Below are 15,508 nucleotides of genomic sequence, written 5' to 3'. Positions count from 1 at the left end.
GTGCTTGCCCCCTGTCTTGCAGAACCTGCTGCAACGAAACAACTGATCTATTACGTAGACGCCCCGGGAGGGTCATCCACGTCACCCCCCTGTGATGATGCTTCGCTGGCCGTCGCTGGCGGCGAATCCCGACGTCGCCAAGGATGCCGGCGACTGAACATGACCAGATAGCACCCTACCACCCAAACCAGCGCGGCACACCATCCGGCCAGGATATCCGAGGGATAATGCACGCCCAGATAGACCCGTGAGACGCTCACCAGCAGGCTGAACGGGGGCGCCAGCAGCAGTACCGGCCAGCGCCAGCGGGTATTCCAGGCCAGCAGCACCAGGGTCGCGGCAAGGGTCATCGAGCCCATGGCGTGCCCGCTGGGGAAGCTGAACGTCGATTCCGGCGCAATCGACTCCCACAGGCTGGGGCGCTGGCGCTGGAAGAAGTGCTTGCTGCCCATGTTCAGCAACGCCGATCCCACGAAACTGACCGCGACGAAGGTCGCCTCGCGCCAGCGCCGGTAGCCCAGCAGCGCACCGATGATCAGCACGTCAGCAGGGATCAGGAACCACTCGTAGCCCAGTTTCGAGATGAGCACGAAGAAGCGGTCCAGCCATGGCGAATGCAGGCCATGCATCTGCCACAGCAGCGGCGCATCGAAATGGAACGATTCAAATTCGTGCACTTCGTCAGCCAGGGCGACGAAGCCCGCCAACGGCAGCAGGACGCCACCGAACAGCAGGACCAGGCGCCAGGCGTTGCGCGCCATCCAGTGGCGGAAACCGGAGGCCGACTCCGGAGCGGCGAGGATCGCAGGCTTATCCGGCGCTTCGGACATATTTGTGTTCGACGTAATCGTCGATCAGGGCGACGAACTCCTGGGCGATGTTGTCGCCACGCAGGGTCACCTTCTTCTCGCCATCGACGAATACCGGTGCTGCCGGCGTCTCGCCTGTGCCCGGCAGGGAGATGCCGATGTTGGCATGGCGCGACTCACCCGGCCCGTTGACGATGCAGCCCATCACCGCCAGGGTCATGTTCTCCGCACCCGGGTGGTGGATTTTCCACAGCGGCATCTTCTCGCGCACGTGGTTCTGCACCACTTTGGCCAGTTCCTGGAAGAACTCGGAGGTGGTGCGGCCGCAGCCCGGGCAGGCCGTGACCAGCGGCGTGAAGGCGCGCTGGCCGGTGGTCTGCAGCAGTTCCTGGGCGACGATCACTTCCTGCGTGCGCGACTGGCCCGGTTCCGGGGTCAGCGAGATGCGGATGGTGTCACCGATGCCTTCCTGCAGCAGCACGCTCAGCGCTGCCGACGAGGCGACGATGCCCTTGCTACCGATACCGGCTTCGGTCAGGCCCAGGTGCAGGGCGAAGTCCGAGCGCTGGGCCAGGTCGCGGTACACCGCGATCAGTTCCTGCACGCCACTGACCTTGGCCGACAGCACGATGCGATCGCGCGGCAGGCCGAGTTCCACCGCCTGCTCGGCCGAATCCAGCGCCGAACGGATCAGCGCCTCGCGCAGCACGCGGCCGGCGTCCCAGGGCTGCTCGCGCAGGCTGTTCTCGTCCATCAGCCTGGCCGCCAGTGCCTGGTCCAGCGAGCCCCAGTTGGCACCGATGCGCACCGGCTTGTTGTAGCGGATCGCGAACTCGATCAACTGGGCGAACTGCAGGTCCTTCTTCTTGCCGAAGCCGACATTGCCCGGGTTGATGCGGTACTTGGCCAACGCTTCCGCACACGCCGGCTCGGCGGTGAGCAGCTGGTGGCCGTTGTAGTGGAAGTCACCGATCAGCGGTACATCGATACCCATCATCGCCAGCTTGTCGACGATGCGCGGAATGGCCGCAGCGGCTTCCACGGTGTTGACGGTCAACCGCACCATCTCCGAACCCGCACGCCACAACTCGGCCACCTGCTTCACGCTGGAGGCCACGTCGGACGTATCGGTGTTGGTCATCGACTGCACCACCACCGGCTTGCCTCCGCCTACGGTGACCCCACCGATCTGGACGGCATGGGTCTGGCGACGGGGCCAGGCGGTGGCATCGGAGGGGGGAGTCGGGCGGGTGACGGCGTCGTGCATGGGCGCATTCTACCGCCCACTCCCGCATTCGGGGTGACTCGCATTCAGCCTGCGTCACGGCTGCGGCCGATTGTCGCAGGCATGTACACGCATGAACGCATACGATGAGCGTGAATGACCGGTCCCGACGCCCCGTTTCTCCGTACCCTGTGCAGCCTGCGCTGGCTTGCCGTAGGCGGCCAGGCCGCCACCATCCTGGTCGCGACCTGGGTGCTGGGCCTGCCGTTGCCGCAGCTGCCGCTGTGGGCCGGCGTGGCGGTGCTGGCCCTGTTCAACGTCTATACCCAGCTGCGCCCGGAGGCGGCCGACACTGCGCCGCTGACCGCATTCGGCCACATCCTGGTGGACGTGATCATCCTGACCTGGATGGTGGGCTGGAGCGGCGGCATGGCCAACCCGTTCAGTTCACTGTTCCTGATCCTGATCGCGCTGGCCGCGTTCGCCCTGCCCCTGCGCTGGGCACTGGCGGTCGCGCTGGCCTGCCTGCTCGGCTACGCCGCCAGCGGCATCTTCGGGCAGGCGCTGCCGGACGGCTACTTCCGCGCACAGGACCTCAATCGCTGGGGCGTGGTCGCCAACTTCCTGATTTCCGCCACCGTGGTGCTGGCCTTCTCCACCCGCCTGGCGCTGGCCCTGCGGGAGCGCGAACTGGAACTGTCGGCGCTGCGTGAACGCTTCGCCCGCAACGAGGGCATCGTCGCCCTGGCCACCCATGCCGCCTCGGTGGCACATGAACTGAACACACCACTGGCGACCATGACCCTGCTCGCCGATGACGTCGCCGAGCGCAGCGAAGAGCCGGAAGTGCGCGAGGACATGGAAACCCTGCGCGAGCTGCTGGTGCAGTGCCGCGAGCGCGTGCTGGCACTGGCCGCCCCGGCTTCGGCCGATGCACCGGGTCGCAGCCACTCCAGCGCCCAGCAGGTTCTGGAGCAATGGCGCCTGGTGCGACCGACCATCGACCTGCATCGCAACGACGATGCGCCGCTGCGGCTGCCACTCGACCCGGGCGTAGGCCATCTGCTGATGGTCCTGCTCAACAATGCCGCCGATGCCGGCGAGAAGGCCGGCCGGCCGCGCGTGGACCTGGACCTGCGCATCGAGGGCGACGACCTGATCGGCGAAGTACGCGACTACGGCCATGGTTTCGACGCCCGTGCCGCCGTGCTGCCGGGCAAGCTGTTCGGCAGCAGCAAGAGCGAGGGCATGGGCGTCGGCCTGGCCCTGTCCCATGCCACCATCGAACGCCTCGACGGCGAGATGTGGATGCGCCCGGCCCAGGGGGCCGGCAGCCGCGTCGGCTTCCGCCTGCCGCTGGCCCCACGCGAGGAAACCCCATGAGCGCCTCAACCCTTGGTCTACTTGTCGACGACGACGAGCTGTACCTGCGCACCCTGCAGCGCAGCCTGGTCCGCAAGGGCCTGGAAACACAGACCGCACAGGATGCCGCCAGTGCCTTGGCACTGGCCCGCCAGCATCCGCCGGCGTTCGCGCTGATCGACCTGAAGCTGGGCAGCGATTCCGGCCTGGCGCTGATCCAGCCGCTGCGCGCACTGCGCGCGGACATGCGCATCCTGCTGGTGACCGGCTATGCCAGCATCGCCACCGCAGTGGAGGCGATCAAGCTGGGCGCGGATGATTACCTGCCGAAGCCGGCCACGGTGCCGATGATCCTGCGCGCCCTCGGTGAGGAGGACGACGGCCCGGCCGACGACGGCGAAATGGAAGTGCCGGACGCGATGACGCCGATCAGCCGCCTGCAGTGGGAACATATCCAGCAGGCGATGCACGAGACCGGCGGCAACGTGTCCGCGGCCGCACGCCTGCTCGGCATGCACCGGCGCTCGCTGCAGCGCAAGCTGGCCAAGCGGCCGAGCCCGGAACGCGACCCGAGCCGCTGACGCGGTAGTGCCGGCCGCTGGCCGGCAACCCATCCGCTGCGGTAGTGCCGGCCGCTGGCCGGCAACCTCATGAACGATTGAAGCATCACCTGGATGCCGGCCAGCGGCCGGCACTACCCGGGCATCAGCCCTTCAACTGCGCCAGGATCTCGCGGGTCATCGGATCGGCAACCGCCACATCCTCGCCCTGCAGCGCCGGCAGCAGGCCACTGGCCAGCTGCTTGCCGAGCTCGACACCGAACTGGTCGAAGGCGTTGATGTTCCAGATCACCGACTGCACGTACACGGCGTGCTCGTACATGGCGATCAGTGCACCCAGCGCCTGCGGGGTCAGCGCGTCGAGCAGGATCAGCGTACTCGGCCGGCCTCCCGGGTAGTCGCGGTGCGGATCTTCGCTGCCCTGGCCATTGGCCAGCGCTTCGGTCTGCGCCAGCAGGTTGGCCAGCAGGGCCTGGTGATTGATCGTGTACGGATCATCGTTATGCACGCAGCCGATGAAGTCGGCCGGAACGACGCTGGTGCCCTGGTGCAGCGCCTGGAAGAAGCTGTGCTGCACGTCGGTACCTGCCCCACCCCACCACACCGGTACGGTGTCGACGGTGACCGGCTGGCCGTCGCGCTGCACGCGCTTGCCCAGGCTTTCCATCACCAGCTGCTGCAGGTAAGCCGGCAGCAGCGCCAGGCGCTGGTCGTAGGTCATCACCGCGTGCGTGGCATGGCCGAGCAGGTTGCGGTTCCAGATGTCGGTGAGGCCGTGCAGCACCGGCAGGTTGCGCTCCAGCGGTGCATCCAGCGCATGCGCATCCATCTGCGCCGCGCCTTCCAGCAACTGTTCAAAACGCTCGAAGCCGATTGCCAGCGCGATCGGGAAACCAACCGCCGACCACAGCGAATAGCGGCCACCGACCCAGTCCCACATCGGCAGCACGCGATCGGCGGCGATCGCGAAGGCCTTGGCGGCGCGCTCCGGATTGGCGCTGACCGCATACAGGCGCTCGCTGCCGCCCAGCCAGTCGTGCAGGATCTGGCCGTTGAGCAGGGTTTCCTGGGTACCGAAGGTCTTGGAGATCAGGATGCCGGCGGTCTTCGCCGGATCCAGCGCGGCCAGCGTGCGCTGCATGGCGGCGCCGTCCACGTTCGACACGAAATGCACGCGCAGGCGCGCACCGGTGACCGGGCGCAGCGCATCGGCGACGAGGCGCGGGCCGAGGTCGGAACCCCCGATGCCGACACTGACCACATCGGTCACGCCGCTGTCTTCCAGCGCGCGCACCAGCACGCCCATGCGCTGGCGGATGCCGCGCGCGGTGGCATAGGCCTCGGCCGCCACCGGCGCATCGACCACGTCGCCACGCAGCGCGGTATGCAGCGCGGCGCGGCCTTCGGTCAGATTGACCTGCTCGCCGCGGAACAGGCGGGTGATGGCGCCGCCGACATCACGGTCGGCAGCCAGCGCCAGCAACGCCTGCAGCGCCGCGGCATCGTACTTCTGACGGGCGAAGTTGACGTACAACGGACCGACCCGCAGCGCCAGGTCCTGCACCCGGCCGGGTTCGGCGGCGAGCAGGCCGGGAATGCTTGCGCCCTTCAGGCGCTGGGCGTGGGAATGCAGCGAGTCGAATCCGTTGTTCGTTGTCATGCGGCCTGGGTCGGGATCGTGTCGTTGGTGTGGGTGATCTGGTTGTTGCCATCAACGTACACCAGCTTCGGCTTGAAGCTGTCAGCTTCCTGCTCGGTCATGCTGGCGAACGCGGCGATGATGATGATGTCACCGACCTGCACGTGGCGCGCGGCGCCACCGTTGAGCGAGACAACGCCGCTGCCGGCTTCGGCGCGGATGGCATAGGTCGAGAAGCGCGCACCGTTGGTCACGTCCCAGATATGCACCTGTTCGAACTCGCGGATGCCAGTGGCAGCCAGCAGGTTGTCATCGATGGCAATCGAGCCTTCGTAGTTCAGCTCGGAATGGGTGACGGTGGCGCGGTGGATCTTGGTCTTGAGCAGGGACAGGTGCATGGGGGCGCTGCAACGGCAAAGGAAAGAGCGGATTCTAGCACCCGCCCGGCCATCGTCAGGGGGCTGCGGCAGGACGCTGAAGGCCGCCCTCGCCCGCCTGCCCCGCCGGGGACCGCGCAGGGACGGCCTTCCAGTGACAGCCGGAACACCGCATGGAAGGCCAATCCGGCGACCACGCCGAAGCCGCCGGCGGCCAGCACCTGCAGGGCATGGCTGATCACATCGAACGTATCGACGTAGCGCAGGCGCCGCAGCAACGGGCCGCTGTCCTCGCCCGGCCACGCGCAGGTGGCCATGGCCAGGGCGCCAAGCCCGAAGCCGACCAGCACGAAACCGATCCGGCGCAGACGTTGCTGAGACTGCAGGATCAGTGCCATCGGCAGCAGCACGGCAATGGCATTGCAGACCGCCAGTACGAACATCAGGCCGCCACCGGTCAGGGCCGGCACCGGCGTACGCCCCAGGTCCACTGCGAACAGCAGGCCGCCGAACAGCTGCGCGGGCAGCATGCCTGCGGCCAGTACTGCCAGGATCGAGGCCTGGGCAATACCGCGGGAATCAGTGGTGGCGCCGTTCATTTCCGGTCTCCCGTCCACGGGAAGGTCGGAGGCGCCCGTTGCGGGCGCCCCGGAGCCACATGCGGCTCAGAACTCCAGGTTGTCGATCAGCCGGGTGGTACCGAGCCGTGCGGCGATCAGCGCCACCCGGCCGCCGCCGTCGAACGTCGGCTCGGCCAGCTCCGGAGTGCGCAGCACCGCGTAGTCGACCTGGAAACCGGCCGCCTGCAATGCAGCAGTGGCCTCGGCCTCGATGCGATCACGTGCCTGCCCGGCCACGTAGCCTTCGCGCATGCCCAGCAGGGTCCGGTGGATGGTGGTCGCGACCGGACGCTGTGCGGCGCTCAGGTACTGGTTGCGCGAGCTCTTGGCCAGGCCGTCCTCGTCGCGCACGATCTCGGCGCCGACGATCTGGACCGGGAACGACAGCTCGGCCACCATCTGCTTGATCACGGCCAGCTGCTGGTAGTCCTTGCGACCGAACACGGCCACGTCCGGCTGCACCTGCAGGAACAGGCGCGCCACCACCGTGCAGACGCCATCGAAGTGCCCCGGACGGCTGGCACCTTCCAGCACTTCACTCACGCCCGGCGCGTGCATGCGCGTGGTCTTGTCCACGCCCAGCGGGTACATCGCCTCAACGCTGGGCAGCCACACCGCATCGCAGCCTGCCTGCTCCAGCCCGGCCACGTCGGCCTCGGGCGTGCGCGGGTAGCGGCTGAAGTCCTCGTTCGGCCCGAACTGGGTCGGGTTGACGAAGATGCTCGCCACCACCCTGTCGGCGTACTGGCGGGCCAGGGCCACCAGCGAATGGTGGCCCCCATGCAGGTTGCCCATGGTCGGCACCAGCGCCACGCGCAGGCCCTCGCGCTTCCACTGGGCGATCTGCCCGCGCAGCGCGCCGAGCTCGTTGAAGGTCTGGATCATTGGGCGTAGGCGTGCTGTTCGTCGGGGAAGCTGCCGTCGCGCACGGCGTCGGCAAACGCGCGGGTGGCACCGGCCACCGAGCCGCCTTCGGCAAGGAAATCCTTGACGAACTTGGGACGGCGATGGCCACTGTCCAGGCCGAGGAAATCGTGCAGCACCAGCACCTGGCCATCGCACTGCGGGCCAGCACCGATACCGATGGTCGGCACATCCACCGCAGCGGTCACTTCGGCGGCGACGGGGGTCGGCACGCATTCGAGCACCATGATGCTGGCGCCTGCGGCGGCCACGGCCTTGGCATCCTCCACCAGCTGGCGCGCAGCATCGCCGCGGCCCTGGATCTTGAAGCCGCCCAGGCGCAGCACCGATTGCGGGGTCAGGCCCAGGTGCGCGCAGACCGGAATCTCGCGCTCGACCAGGTAGCGGATGATGTCGACCTTGAAGCCGGCACCTTCGATCTTGACCATCTCGGCACCGGCCTGCAGCAGCTGCAGCGAGGCATCCAGCGCGCGTTCCGGGGTGGCGTCGGCGCCGAACGGCAGGTCGGCCACCAGCAGCGCACGCTGCAACACGCGGGCCACGGCGCGGGTGTGGTAGACCATGTCGGCCACGGTCACAGGCAAGGTCGAATCATGGCCCTGCACGACCATGCCCAGCGAATCGCCGATCAGGATCAGGTCGACGCCATTGGCATCGAAGGTGCGGGCAAAGCCAGCGTCGTAGGCGGTCAACATGACCAGCTTCTGGCCATTGCGCTTGGCCTCGGCCAGGGCGGGAACGGTCCAGGGCTTGCTGTCTGCGTGGGTGCTCATGTGCTGATAACCGGGGGAGATAACCCGGTCATTATCACCCTATCGGCGCAATCCCGCAGGCATCCACCCGCACCACTGCATCCCGCACGCTGCCATGACCGGGAATGGCCAGATCAGGCGCGATTTCGGCCAGCGGCACCAACACGAAGGCGCGCTCGTGCAGGTAGGGATGGGGTACCTGCAGACCGGGCTGATCGAGTACCTGCGCGCCATACAGCAGCAGGTCCAGGTCCAGCGCGCGCGGCCCCCAGTGCACTGCCGGATCGCGCACGCGGCCAAAGCCCCGCTCCAGCGCCAGCATCGCCTGCAGCAACTCATCGGCCGGCAAGGTGGTTTCGACCGCAGCCACGGCATTGACGAACGGCGGCTGGTCTTCATTGCCCCAGGCCGGCGTTGCATAGAGCCGCGAGGCCTGTCGCAGGCGCGTTCCCGGCAGGCCGTCCAGCGCGGCAATCGCCGCGCCCACGGTCGCGGCCGCGTCGCCAAGGTTGGCGCCGAGGCCGATCCAGGCGAGGGTCATCGCTTACTCGCCCGCCGCAGCAGCACCGGGACGTCGACGGCGACGGCGGCGCTTGCGCGGTGCCCCGCTCTCGTCATCGCCGTCTTCACTGTGCATCGCATCCAGCGACGACTCCAGCTCGCGACCGGACTGCGCCTGTGCTTCGCGCCAGAACTCGACATCCACTGCATGCTCGGACGAAGCGACCTGGCGCAGGCTGAGGAAATCGAATGCGGCACGGAAGCGCGGGTGGGTCAGGGTACGGAACACGCGCTTGCGCTGGCGCGAGCTGAAGCGCGACTGCAGCAGCCAGATCTCCTGCATCGGCAGCGAGAAGCGGCGCGGCAGTGCGATGGTGCTCAGCTGCTGCACGGTGACCCGGTCGGCGGCGCGGCGCTGCGCCTCTTCCGGTGCCACCCCCTGCTTGAGCAGGGTTGCCTGTGCACGGCAGAAGGCGGGCCACAGCAGCAGCGCGAACAGGAACGCCGGCGAAACCGGTTCGTCGTTGGCCACGCGGGCATCGGTGTTGGCCAGGCCCTCGACCAGCATGCGGCGCAGCGCACCGGTGCGGTTGGACTTCAGCGCCTTGGCGCTCTCCGGGAACAGCACGTCCAGCAGGCCGTAACGCTCAAGGCCTTCGAAGCTGGCCACGCCGTGCCCGGACAGGAACAGCTTGAGCACTTCCTCGAACAGCCGCGCGGGCGCGGCTTCGTTGAGCAGGCCGGCCAGATGCGGGATCGGTGCGGCGGTGCCCTCTTCGATCTGGAAGCCGAGCTTGGCCGCCAGGCGCACCGCACGCAGCATGCGCACCGGGTCTTCCCGATAACGCTGCTCGGGATCGCCGATCAGCTTCATCAGGCGCGCCTGGACGTCTTCGAAGCCGCCGGTGTAGTCGCGCACCGAGAAGTCCTCGATGGCGTAATACAGGGCGTTGCAGGTGAAGTCACGGCGGACGGCGTCGTCTTCGATGGTGCCGTACACGTTGTCGCGCACGAGCATGCCGTTTTCCATCTCGCGGTCGCCGCTGCCGTCATCGCTGTTGGCGCGGAAGGTGGCGACTTCGATGATTTCGCGGCCGAACACAACGTGGGCGAGGCGGAACCGACGACCGATCAGGCGGCAGTTGCGGAACAGCTGCTTGACCTGTTCGGGCGTGGCATCGGTGGCCACGTCGAAATCCTTGGGTTGGCCATTGACCAGCAGATCGCGCACCGCGCCGCCGACAAGGTAGGCGCCGAAGCCGGCATCGCGCAGGCGATAAAGCACGCGCAGGGCGTTCGGGCTGATGTCCTTGCGGGAGATCGTGTGCTGGTCGCGCGGGATGACGCGCAGGCTGAACGGTGATGTAGCAGGGGAAATGATGTTGGCGCTTCCGGTTGAAGTTTCGGGATTGCCCAATGGCATCGAGGTGCATATACTAGCGCTCCTGCCTCGGCAGCGACACAGTTACGCTCCCTTCGTCTAGTGGTTAGGACGTGGCCCTCTCAAGGCTAAAACAGGGGTTCGAGTCCCCTAGGGAGCGCCAGTCGCCGCAGCAGGAACCGAAAAAGCCCGCCATGTGCGGGCTTTTCTGTTTTCCGGGGTTGCAGTGATTGCGGTCGGATTGGCCGCTTGTGCGCCTCCCTGTTCCTGCGCAGGAGGGGGCGGGCCACCCTTTTCTGGACACGCAAAAGCCCATCCATGGTGCTCGATGGCGCCATGGATGGGTTTACGGCGTGTCCTGGATCGGCGGACCTGCCGTCTCCCCGCAGAACAGGGAGGCGCTGAAACACAGGCCGGCCGTCAGCCTTCCATCTGCTCCAGCTCCTTGCCCTTGGTCTCGCGCACGTAGCGGACCACGAAGACGATCGAGAGGATCGCCGCGACGGCGTACATGCCATAGGCGCCGGCCAGGCCGATGCCGGCCAGCAGCATCGGGAACGTCACGGTGATCGCGAAGTTCGAGGTCCATTGCGCCGCACCCGCCACCGCCAGCGCCGGGCCACGGATCTGGTTGGGGAACATCTCGCCCAGCATCACCCACATCACCGGGCCCCAGGACATGTTGAAGAACACCACGTAGACGTTGGCTGCCACCAGCGCCAGCCGCCCCATGCCATCGGACAGCTGCAGGCGCCCGCCGGCCAGGCTGCCGCTGGCGAACGCCACCACCATCAGCACCAGCGCCACCGACATGCCGACCGAGCCGACCCACAGCAGCGGCCTGCGCCCGATGCGGTCGATCAGCAGCACCGTCAGCAGGCAGGCACCGATGCTCAGCGCGCCGGACAACACATTGATCAGCAGCGCGTCGCTTTCCGAGAAGCCCACCGCCTGCCACAGCACCGCGCCGTAGTAGAACACCACATTGATGCCGACCAGCTGCTGGAACATGGCCAGGCCGATACCCACCCAGAGGATCGGCCGCAGCTTGCCGGTGGCCTTGTTGCGCAGGTCGCCGAAGCGCGGCTTGTGCAGATCCTCGGTCAGGCTGGCCTCGATCTCGGCCTGCTTTGCGGTGGCCGCAGCCTCGCCGTACAGCCGCGTCAACACCGCCCTCGCCTGCCCCTGCCGCCCCTTCAACGCCAGGAAACGCGGACTTTCCGGGATCACCAGCAACAACAGCAGGAACAGCCCCGATGGCAGCACCTGCATCCAGAACATCCAGCGCCAGGCCTCATGGCCCAGCCACAGGGGCTCGGTCGAGGCGCCGGCGGCACGCGCCAGCAGGTAATTGCTGAGGAAGGCCGCAAACAAGCCGCAGATGATCGCCATCTGCTGCACCGTGGCCAGCCGGCCGCGGTAACGCGCCGAGGCGACTTCGGCGATGTAGGCCGGTGACATCACGCTGGCCGCGCCCACCGCGAAACCGCCCAGCACGCGGGCGGCGATGAACAGCCAGGACGCGTGGGCCGCGCCGGCACCGAGCGCCGAGACAAGGAACATCAGCGCGGACACGATCAGGACACCGCGGCGCCCCAGGCGATCACCCAGCCACCCGGCCAGGAAGGCGCCGATCGCGCAGCCCAGCAGCATCGAGGCGACTTCGAAACCGAGCGCCGCCTCACTGGAGTTGAAGGCCTGGCGGAGGCCATCGACCGTGCCATTGATGACACCACTGTCGAAACCGAACAGGAATCCACCAAGGGTGGCCACGCAGCTGATCAGGACGATGAATGCAGTGTTCTCACCGCCATGGGGCGAGGTGCTGGGCTGGGTTTGGGACATGGACGATCCTGCTGGGAAGGGAGTCCGGCCACGGTGGGCGACCGAGTGCCCCGCAGCGTCGCACAGGCCCCACCGTGCCGCCAATGACTCCCACGGTCGCGCCTGCCAGACGCCCGTTTTGCGCCCCGCGCCGACACCGGGGGCCAACCTGTTCTAGAATTGGCGGGTTCAGGAATCGATCCACCCCCAAGCCCATGCCCTTTGTCGTCACCGAAAACTGCATCAAGTGCAAACACACCGATTGCGTGGAAGTGTGCCCCGTGGATTGCTTCCACGAAGGCCCGAACTTCCTGGTGATCGACCCGGATGAGTGCATCGACTGCACCCTCTGCGAGCCGGAGTGCCCGGTCAATGCGATCTTCCCGGAGGACGATGTTCCTGCCGGACAGGAAGGCTTCGTTGCCCTCAACGCCGAGCTGGCGAAGGCGTGGCCGGTGCTGACCGTGCGCAAGGACCCGCCCGCCGACGCCGGCGAATGGGATGGCAAGCCGGACAAGCTGAAGCTGCTGGAGCGCTGAAAAGCGCCCACGGCGGTAACGAAAAGGGCGCCCATGGGCGCCCTTTTCTGTTCTTCGGCAGGTGCCAACCGCAGGATCCGGCATCTGCCAACCGCGCTATCCGGTAGGTGCCAACCCTGGTTGGCACAAAAGCGCCGACCAAGGCTGGCCGCTACCAGAGCGGGTGCGGACCAAGGCCCGCAGCCACCCGACCGGCACTTACTGGGCCAGCTTCGCCTTCAGCGCGGCGATCAGCTTCACCGGCGCTTCGGCGGTGGCCGGCAGGCCACGCGGGTCAACCGCGGAGATGTAGGCGCCGGCATCGACGGCGACCACGCGGACCAGGAAGTTGCTGCCTTCATAGGCCACGTCGTACGAACCCAGCAGCTGCGCGCGGCTGGCGATGGTCACGCCCTCCACGCCTTCCAGTGCGGTACCGACCTTGGCGAAGGCTTCATCCTTGCCACCGGCAATGGTGAAACCGGTGCTGCCCGCTGCCGGAGCTGCAGCGACCGGCGCCGCCGGCTTGGTGGCCGAGGCCAGCGTCGGCACCTTGTTGTCGGCGGTGGCATTGGGCAGGTTCAGGTCCGGCGGCACTTCCAGCGGACGCATTTCCGGGGCCAGGGCGTAGTCGCCCTTGGCGCCGCGCTTGAAGCAGCCGGTGGTGCCGGCAGCGACCGCCACAGCAAGCAGGGCATAGGACAGCACGCGGACGGTGGAAACGGATTGACGCATGTGAATCTCCTGGGTCAGACCAAGACGGAAGGTCAGTGGCTGGAAAGGGCTTCGAGGGCGGCGATGTCGCCGGCAAGATGGTCGGCAGCCGGATGATGCGCTGCCGACAACGGCAGCAGTGGCAGGCGCAGGTCGTGACCGATGCCGATGCGGCGCAGCAGCGCCTTGACCGGGATCGGGTTCGGTTCGACGCCGCAGAAATCATGGAAGGGATGCAGGCGCGCATCCCACGACGCGGTGGCTTCGTGGTCGTGTGCGGCGGCCAGCTCGCACATCCGGCGGTAGGCGCCGGGAAGCACGTTGGAACCCACTGAGATCAGGCCGTCGATACCGGCCTGGATCGAACGCGCGGCCGTACCGTCGTCACCGCTGAGCACGCAGAACTGTGGGCTGCGCAGAGCGAGCAGCGCCTGCACCCGGCCGGTGTCGCCCACCGCCTCCTTGATGCCGACGATGTTGGGGTGGCTGGCCAGCTCGGCCACGGTCTCAGGCTGCATGTCGCAACCGGTACGGCCGGGCACGTTGTACAGCACGACCGGCAGCCCGCCCTGGTCGGCCACCGCACGGTAGTGCGCGATCAGGCCTGCCTGGGTAGGCCGCACGTACGGCGGCGTGACCACCAGCGCGTGGCTGGCGCCGAGGGCGGCGGCACGACGGGTCTGTTCGATGGTCTTGGCAGTGCCCGAAAGGCCGGTACCGGCCATGACCGGAATGCGACCGCCGATGCGCTCGACCGCGCTGGCCAGCAGCAGGTCGTACTCGGCGTCGGTGAGGGTTGCCGCTTCGCCGGTAGAGCCGGCTACGACAACGCCATGGACGCCACCTTCCAGTTGCAGGTGCAGCAGGCGCTGCCAACCGTCGGGATCGAGGGCGCCGTCGGCCCGGAACGGGGTCGCCAGCGCGGTGATGAGGCCGGAAAGGGACAAGGACGTGCTGCTCTTGGCTGGGAAGGGAAAACGCCCGCCACGAAAGGCCGGGGGCGACTTGAATGTTACTTGCGGCGCGAAAGCACGGGCAAGTATGCTGGACACCGGTGGATCCCCGCCTCTGGCGGGCATTCAGACTAACGCATGCATTACCCGGAATCGCCTTGACCGACACCACCCCGCGCCCCGCGCCGAGCGAAAACCACCTCCTGATCAACGCCTATACGACGCATCCGGAGTCCCCCCTGCTGTCCGTCACCCGCCGCATCGCCGACAGCGGCTGCAATCTGGTGGATGCACGCCTGGCCACGGTCGGCCGCGATGTCTCGGTTACCGCCCTGGCCACCGGCTCGTGGGACTCGGTGGCCAAGCTCGAGGCGATGCTGACCCGGCTGGAGCGCGAGGAGGGCCTGAAGCTGGTCTGGTACCGCACCGCCGCCAAGCAGGCGCAGTCCAACCTGCTGCCGTACATCGTCGAAGTGATCGCCGCCGACAAGCCGGGCATCCTGTTCCAGCTGGCCGATTTCTTCGATCGCCAGGGCATCACCATCGAGAACCTGCAGAGCACCCGTTACCGCGCCATGCAGACCGGCGCGGAAATGTTCAGCGCACAGGTCACCATCGGCGTGCCGGCCAACATGCATATCGCCGCGCTGCGCGACGATTTCCTCGAGTTCTGCGACCACCTGAACCTGGACGCGATCATGGATCCGATGAAGTTCTGATTCTTCGCGCGTCTCTCACGGGCGCGTGGCGTTTCATGTAGCTGTAATGGCAAGAACCCAGGCTCGACAGAAGGACCTCATGAACAACGGCGACACCCTGGACAGCACCACCCTCTCCCTGCCGCTGGCACTGTCCGGCGGCGACCAGGCCACCCTCGGCGACTATGCCGGCCAATGGCTGGTGCTGTACTTCTATCCCAAGGACAGCACCCCGGGCTGCACCACCGAAGGCATCGACTTCAACGCCCTGCTGCCGAAGTTCAGGAAGGCAGGCGCGGTGGTACTGGGCGTCTCGCGCGACTCGGTGAAGTCGCACGACAACTTCTGTGCCAAGCAGGGCTTCAACTTCCCGCTGGTCAGCGATGGCGACGAAGCGCTGTGCAGCGCCTTCGACGTGATCAGGATGAAGAACATGTACGGCAAGCAGGTACGTGGCATCGAACGCAGCACCTTCCTGATTTCCCCCGACAGCCGCATCGTGCAGTCCTGGCGCAAGGTCAAGGTTGCCGGCCACGCCGATGCCGTTCTCGCCGAACTGAAGGCCTCCCAGTCCAAGTGAGTCCCACTGCCTACTGTGTCTGCCATCACCCTGCCCCGCAGCAGGCCGTGGTGGTTTTTCCCTGTCCGTAA

17 protein-coding genes and 1 tRNA gene are annotated in these 15,508 nt (G+C 67.2%); 6 read left to right on the top strand and 12 right to left on the bottom strand.

Annotated features, from left to right (window positions below):
- Positions 1-50 precede the first annotated feature (50 nt).
- Both ACMGRF_RS05975 and ispG read right to left on the bottom strand, forming a co-directional pair.
- The gene (locus ACMGRF_RS05975; protein WP_100477919.1) at positions 51-830 is read right to left on the bottom strand and encodes a phosphatase PAP2 family protein; all 780 of its coding nucleotides are present in this window, start codon (positions 828-830) and stop codon (positions 51-53) included.
- Positions 811-2,076 carry a flavodoxin-dependent (E)-4-hydroxy-3-methylbut-2-enyl-diphosphate synthase gene (gene ispG, locus ACMGRF_RS05970; protein ID WP_049414673.1) on the bottom strand — a complete coding sequence of 422 codons (1,266 nt, stop codon included), beginning with the start codon at positions 2,074-2,076 and terminating at the stop codon, positions 811-813. Before ispG ends, ACMGRF_RS05975 begins: the two co-directional genes overlap by 20 nt.
- A gap of 114 nt (positions 2,077-2,190) precedes the next feature.
- Here ispG and ACMGRF_RS05965 point away from each other — a divergent pair, with 114 nt between their 5' ends.
- Both ACMGRF_RS05965 and ACMGRF_RS05960 read left to right on the top strand, forming a co-directional pair.
- Positions 2,191-3,417: an ATP-binding protein gene (locus ACMGRF_RS05965; protein ID WP_049414674.1), complete on the top strand. Its 1,227-nt coding sequence runs from the start codon at positions 2,191-2,193 to the stop codon at positions 3,415-3,417.
- A complete protein-coding gene (locus tag ACMGRF_RS05960; protein WP_414485704.1) occupies positions 3,414-3,977 on the top strand; it encodes a response regulator transcription factor in 564 nt (187 codons plus the stop codon). The genes ACMGRF_RS05965 and ACMGRF_RS05960 overlap by 4 nt, the downstream gene beginning before the upstream one ends.
- Before the next feature lie 124 nt (positions 3,978-4,101).
- Here the strand turns inward: ACMGRF_RS05960 and pgi are convergent, their stop codons facing one another.
- The 7 genes from pgi to pcnB form a co-directional block, all read right to left on the bottom strand.
- Complete coding sequence (gene pgi, locus ACMGRF_RS05955; RefSeq protein ID WP_049411332.1) at positions 4,102-5,616, bottom strand: glucose-6-phosphate isomerase; 1,515 nt, start codon at positions 5,614-5,616, stop codon at positions 4,102-4,104.
- Positions 5,613-5,993 carry an aspartate 1-decarboxylase gene (panD, locus tag ACMGRF_RS05950; RefSeq protein WP_006432456.1) on the bottom strand — a complete coding sequence of 127 codons (381 nt, stop codon included), beginning with the start codon at positions 5,991-5,993 and terminating at the stop codon, positions 5,613-5,615. Before panD ends, pgi begins: the two co-directional genes overlap by 4 nt.
- The gene (locus tag ACMGRF_RS05945; RefSeq protein WP_258014993.1) at positions 5,933-6,571 is read right to left on the bottom strand and encodes a hypothetical protein; all 639 of its coding nucleotides are present in this window, start codon (positions 6,569-6,571) and stop codon (positions 5,933-5,935) included. The genes panD and ACMGRF_RS05945 overlap by 61 nt, the downstream gene beginning before the upstream one ends.
- 66 nt (positions 6,572-6,637) lie before the next feature.
- On the bottom strand, positions 6,638-7,477 hold the full coding sequence (gene panC / locus ACMGRF_RS05940) for a pantoate--beta-alanine ligase (protein WP_414485703.1): 840 nt from the start codon (positions 7,475-7,477) through the stop codon (positions 6,638-6,640).
- Positions 7,474-8,289 (bottom strand): 3-methyl-2-oxobutanoate hydroxymethyltransferase, encoded by an 816-nt coding sequence (panB, locus tag ACMGRF_RS05935; protein WP_049439732.1) that lies wholly within the window; start codon positions 8,287-8,289, stop codon positions 7,474-7,476. The genes panC and panB overlap by 4 nt, the downstream gene beginning before the upstream one ends.
- Before the next feature lie 34 nt (positions 8,290-8,323).
- On the bottom strand, positions 8,324-8,809 hold the full coding sequence (gene folK / locus ACMGRF_RS05930) for a 2-amino-4-hydroxy-6-hydroxymethyldihydropteridine diphosphokinase (RefSeq protein ID WP_049411324.1): 486 nt from the start codon (positions 8,807-8,809) through the stop codon (positions 8,324-8,326).
- A 3-nt stretch (positions 8,810-8,812) separates the two neighbouring features.
- The gene (pcnB, locus tag ACMGRF_RS05925) at positions 8,813-10,186 is read right to left on the bottom strand and encodes a polynucleotide adenylyltransferase PcnB (protein WP_049411322.1); all 1,374 of its coding nucleotides are present in this window, start codon (positions 10,184-10,186) and stop codon (positions 8,813-8,815) included.
- Between the two features lie 52 nt (positions 10,187-10,238).
- Here pcnB and ACMGRF_RS05920 point away from each other — a divergent pair.
- Positions 10,239-10,313, top strand: a tRNA-Glu gene (locus ACMGRF_RS05920).
- A 257-nt stretch (positions 10,314-10,570) separates the two neighbouring features.
- Here the strand turns inward: ACMGRF_RS05920 and ACMGRF_RS05915 are convergent.
- Positions 10,571-11,995 carry a sugar porter family MFS transporter gene (locus tag ACMGRF_RS05915; protein ID WP_414485702.1) on the bottom strand — a complete coding sequence of 475 codons (1,425 nt, stop codon included), beginning with the start codon at positions 11,993-11,995 and terminating at the stop codon, positions 10,571-10,573.
- A 194-nt stretch (positions 11,996-12,189) separates the two neighbouring features.
- Between ACMGRF_RS05915 and fdxA the strand changes: the two genes are divergently transcribed.
- Positions 12,190-12,513 (top strand): ferredoxin FdxA, encoded by a 324-nt coding sequence (gene fdxA, locus ACMGRF_RS05910; RefSeq protein ID WP_049411316.1) that lies wholly within the window; start codon positions 12,190-12,192, stop codon positions 12,511-12,513.
- Between the two features lie 198 nt (positions 12,514-12,711).
- Here the strand turns inward: fdxA and ACMGRF_RS05905 are convergent, their stop codons facing one another.
- Both ACMGRF_RS05905 and dapA read right to left on the bottom strand, forming a co-directional pair.
- Positions 12,712-13,227, bottom strand: a complete 516-nt coding sequence (locus ACMGRF_RS05905; RefSeq protein WP_049411312.1) for a hypothetical protein — start codon at positions 13,225-13,227, stop codon at positions 12,712-12,714.
- A gap of 32 nt (positions 13,228-13,259) precedes the next feature.
- On the bottom strand, positions 13,260-14,153 hold the full coding sequence (dapA, locus tag ACMGRF_RS05900) for a 4-hydroxy-tetrahydrodipicolinate synthase (RefSeq protein WP_049411309.1): 894 nt from the start codon (positions 14,151-14,153) through the stop codon (positions 13,260-13,262).
- Between the two features lie 164 nt (positions 14,154-14,317).
- Between dapA and ACMGRF_RS05895 the strand changes: the two genes are divergently transcribed.
- Together ACMGRF_RS05895 and ACMGRF_RS05890 are read left to right on the top strand one after the other, a co-directional pair.
- The gene (locus ACMGRF_RS05895; protein WP_005409051.1) at positions 14,318-14,878 is read left to right on the top strand and encodes a glycine cleavage system protein R; all 561 of its coding nucleotides are present in this window, start codon (positions 14,318-14,320) and stop codon (positions 14,876-14,878) included.
- A gap of 79 nt (positions 14,879-14,957) precedes the next feature.
- A complete protein-coding gene (locus tag ACMGRF_RS05890) occupies positions 14,958-15,437 on the top strand; it encodes a peroxiredoxin (protein WP_049411307.1) in 480 nt (159 codons plus the stop codon).
- Positions 15,438-15,508 lie beyond the last annotated feature (71 nt).

The sequence above is a fragment of the Stenotrophomonas sp. EMP41 genome (assembly GCF_047495535.1).
Classification (GTDB): Bacteria; Pseudomonadota; Gammaproteobacteria; order Xanthomonadales; family Xanthomonadaceae; genus Stenotrophomonas; species Stenotrophomonas sepilia.
The sequence above is the reverse complement of the archived record's forward strand: the minus strand, read 5'-3'. Positions and strand labels throughout refer to the sequence as shown.

What these genes read in the sequence shown, in the direction of transcription:
- ACMGRF_RS05975 (WP_100477919.1), bottom strand. Translation starts at nt 830, where the DNA reads ATGTCCGAAGCGCCGGATAAGCCTGCGATCCTCGCCGCTCCGGAGTCG.
- ispG (WP_049414673.1), bottom strand. Translation starts at nt 2,076, where the DNA reads ATGCACGACGCCGTCACCCGCCCGACTCCCCCCTCCGATGCCACCGCC.
- ACMGRF_RS05965 (WP_049414674.1), top strand. Translation starts at nt 2,191, where the DNA reads ATGACCGGTCCCGACGCCCCGTTTCTCCGTACCCTGTGCAGCCTGCGC.
- ACMGRF_RS05960 (WP_414485704.1), top strand. Translation starts at nt 3,414, where the DNA reads ATGAGCGCCTCAACCCTTGGTCTACTTGTCGACGACGACGAGCTGTAC.
- pgi (WP_049411332.1), bottom strand. Translation starts at nt 5,616, where the DNA reads ATGACAACGAACAACGGATTCGACTCGCTGCATTCCCACGCCCAGCGC.
- panD (WP_006432456.1), bottom strand. Translation starts at nt 5,993, where the DNA reads ATGCACCTGTCCCTGCTCAAGACCAAGATCCACCGCGCCACCGTCACC.
- ACMGRF_RS05945 (WP_258014993.1), bottom strand. Translation starts at nt 6,571, where the DNA reads ATGAACGGCGCCACCACTGATTCCCGCGGTATTGCCCAGGCCTCGATC.
- panC (WP_414485703.1), bottom strand. Translation starts at nt 7,477, where the DNA reads ATGATCCAGACCTTCAACGAGCTCGGCGCGCTGCGCGGGCAGATCGCC.
- panB (WP_049439732.1), bottom strand. Translation starts at nt 8,289, where the DNA reads ATGAGCACCCACGCAGACAGCAAGCCCTGGACCGTTCCCGCCCTGGCC.
- folK (WP_049411324.1), bottom strand. Translation starts at nt 8,809, where the DNA reads ATGACCCTCGCCTGGATCGGCCTCGGCGCCAACCTTGGCGACGCGGCC.
- ACMGRF_RS05915 (WP_414485702.1), bottom strand. Translation starts at nt 11,995, where the DNA reads ATGTCCCAAACCCAGCCCAGCACCTCGCCCCATGGCGGTGAGAACACT.
- fdxA (WP_049411316.1), top strand. Translation starts at nt 12,190, where the DNA reads ATGCCCTTTGTCGTCACCGAAAACTGCATCAAGTGCAAACACACCGAT.
- ACMGRF_RS05905 (WP_049411312.1), bottom strand. Translation starts at nt 13,227, where the DNA reads ATGCGTCAATCCGTTTCCACCGTCCGCGTGCTGTCCTATGCCCTGCTT.
- ACMGRF_RS05890 (WP_049411307.1), top strand. Translation starts at nt 14,958, where the DNA reads ATGAACAACGGCGACACCCTGGACAGCACCACCCTCTCCCTGCCGCTG.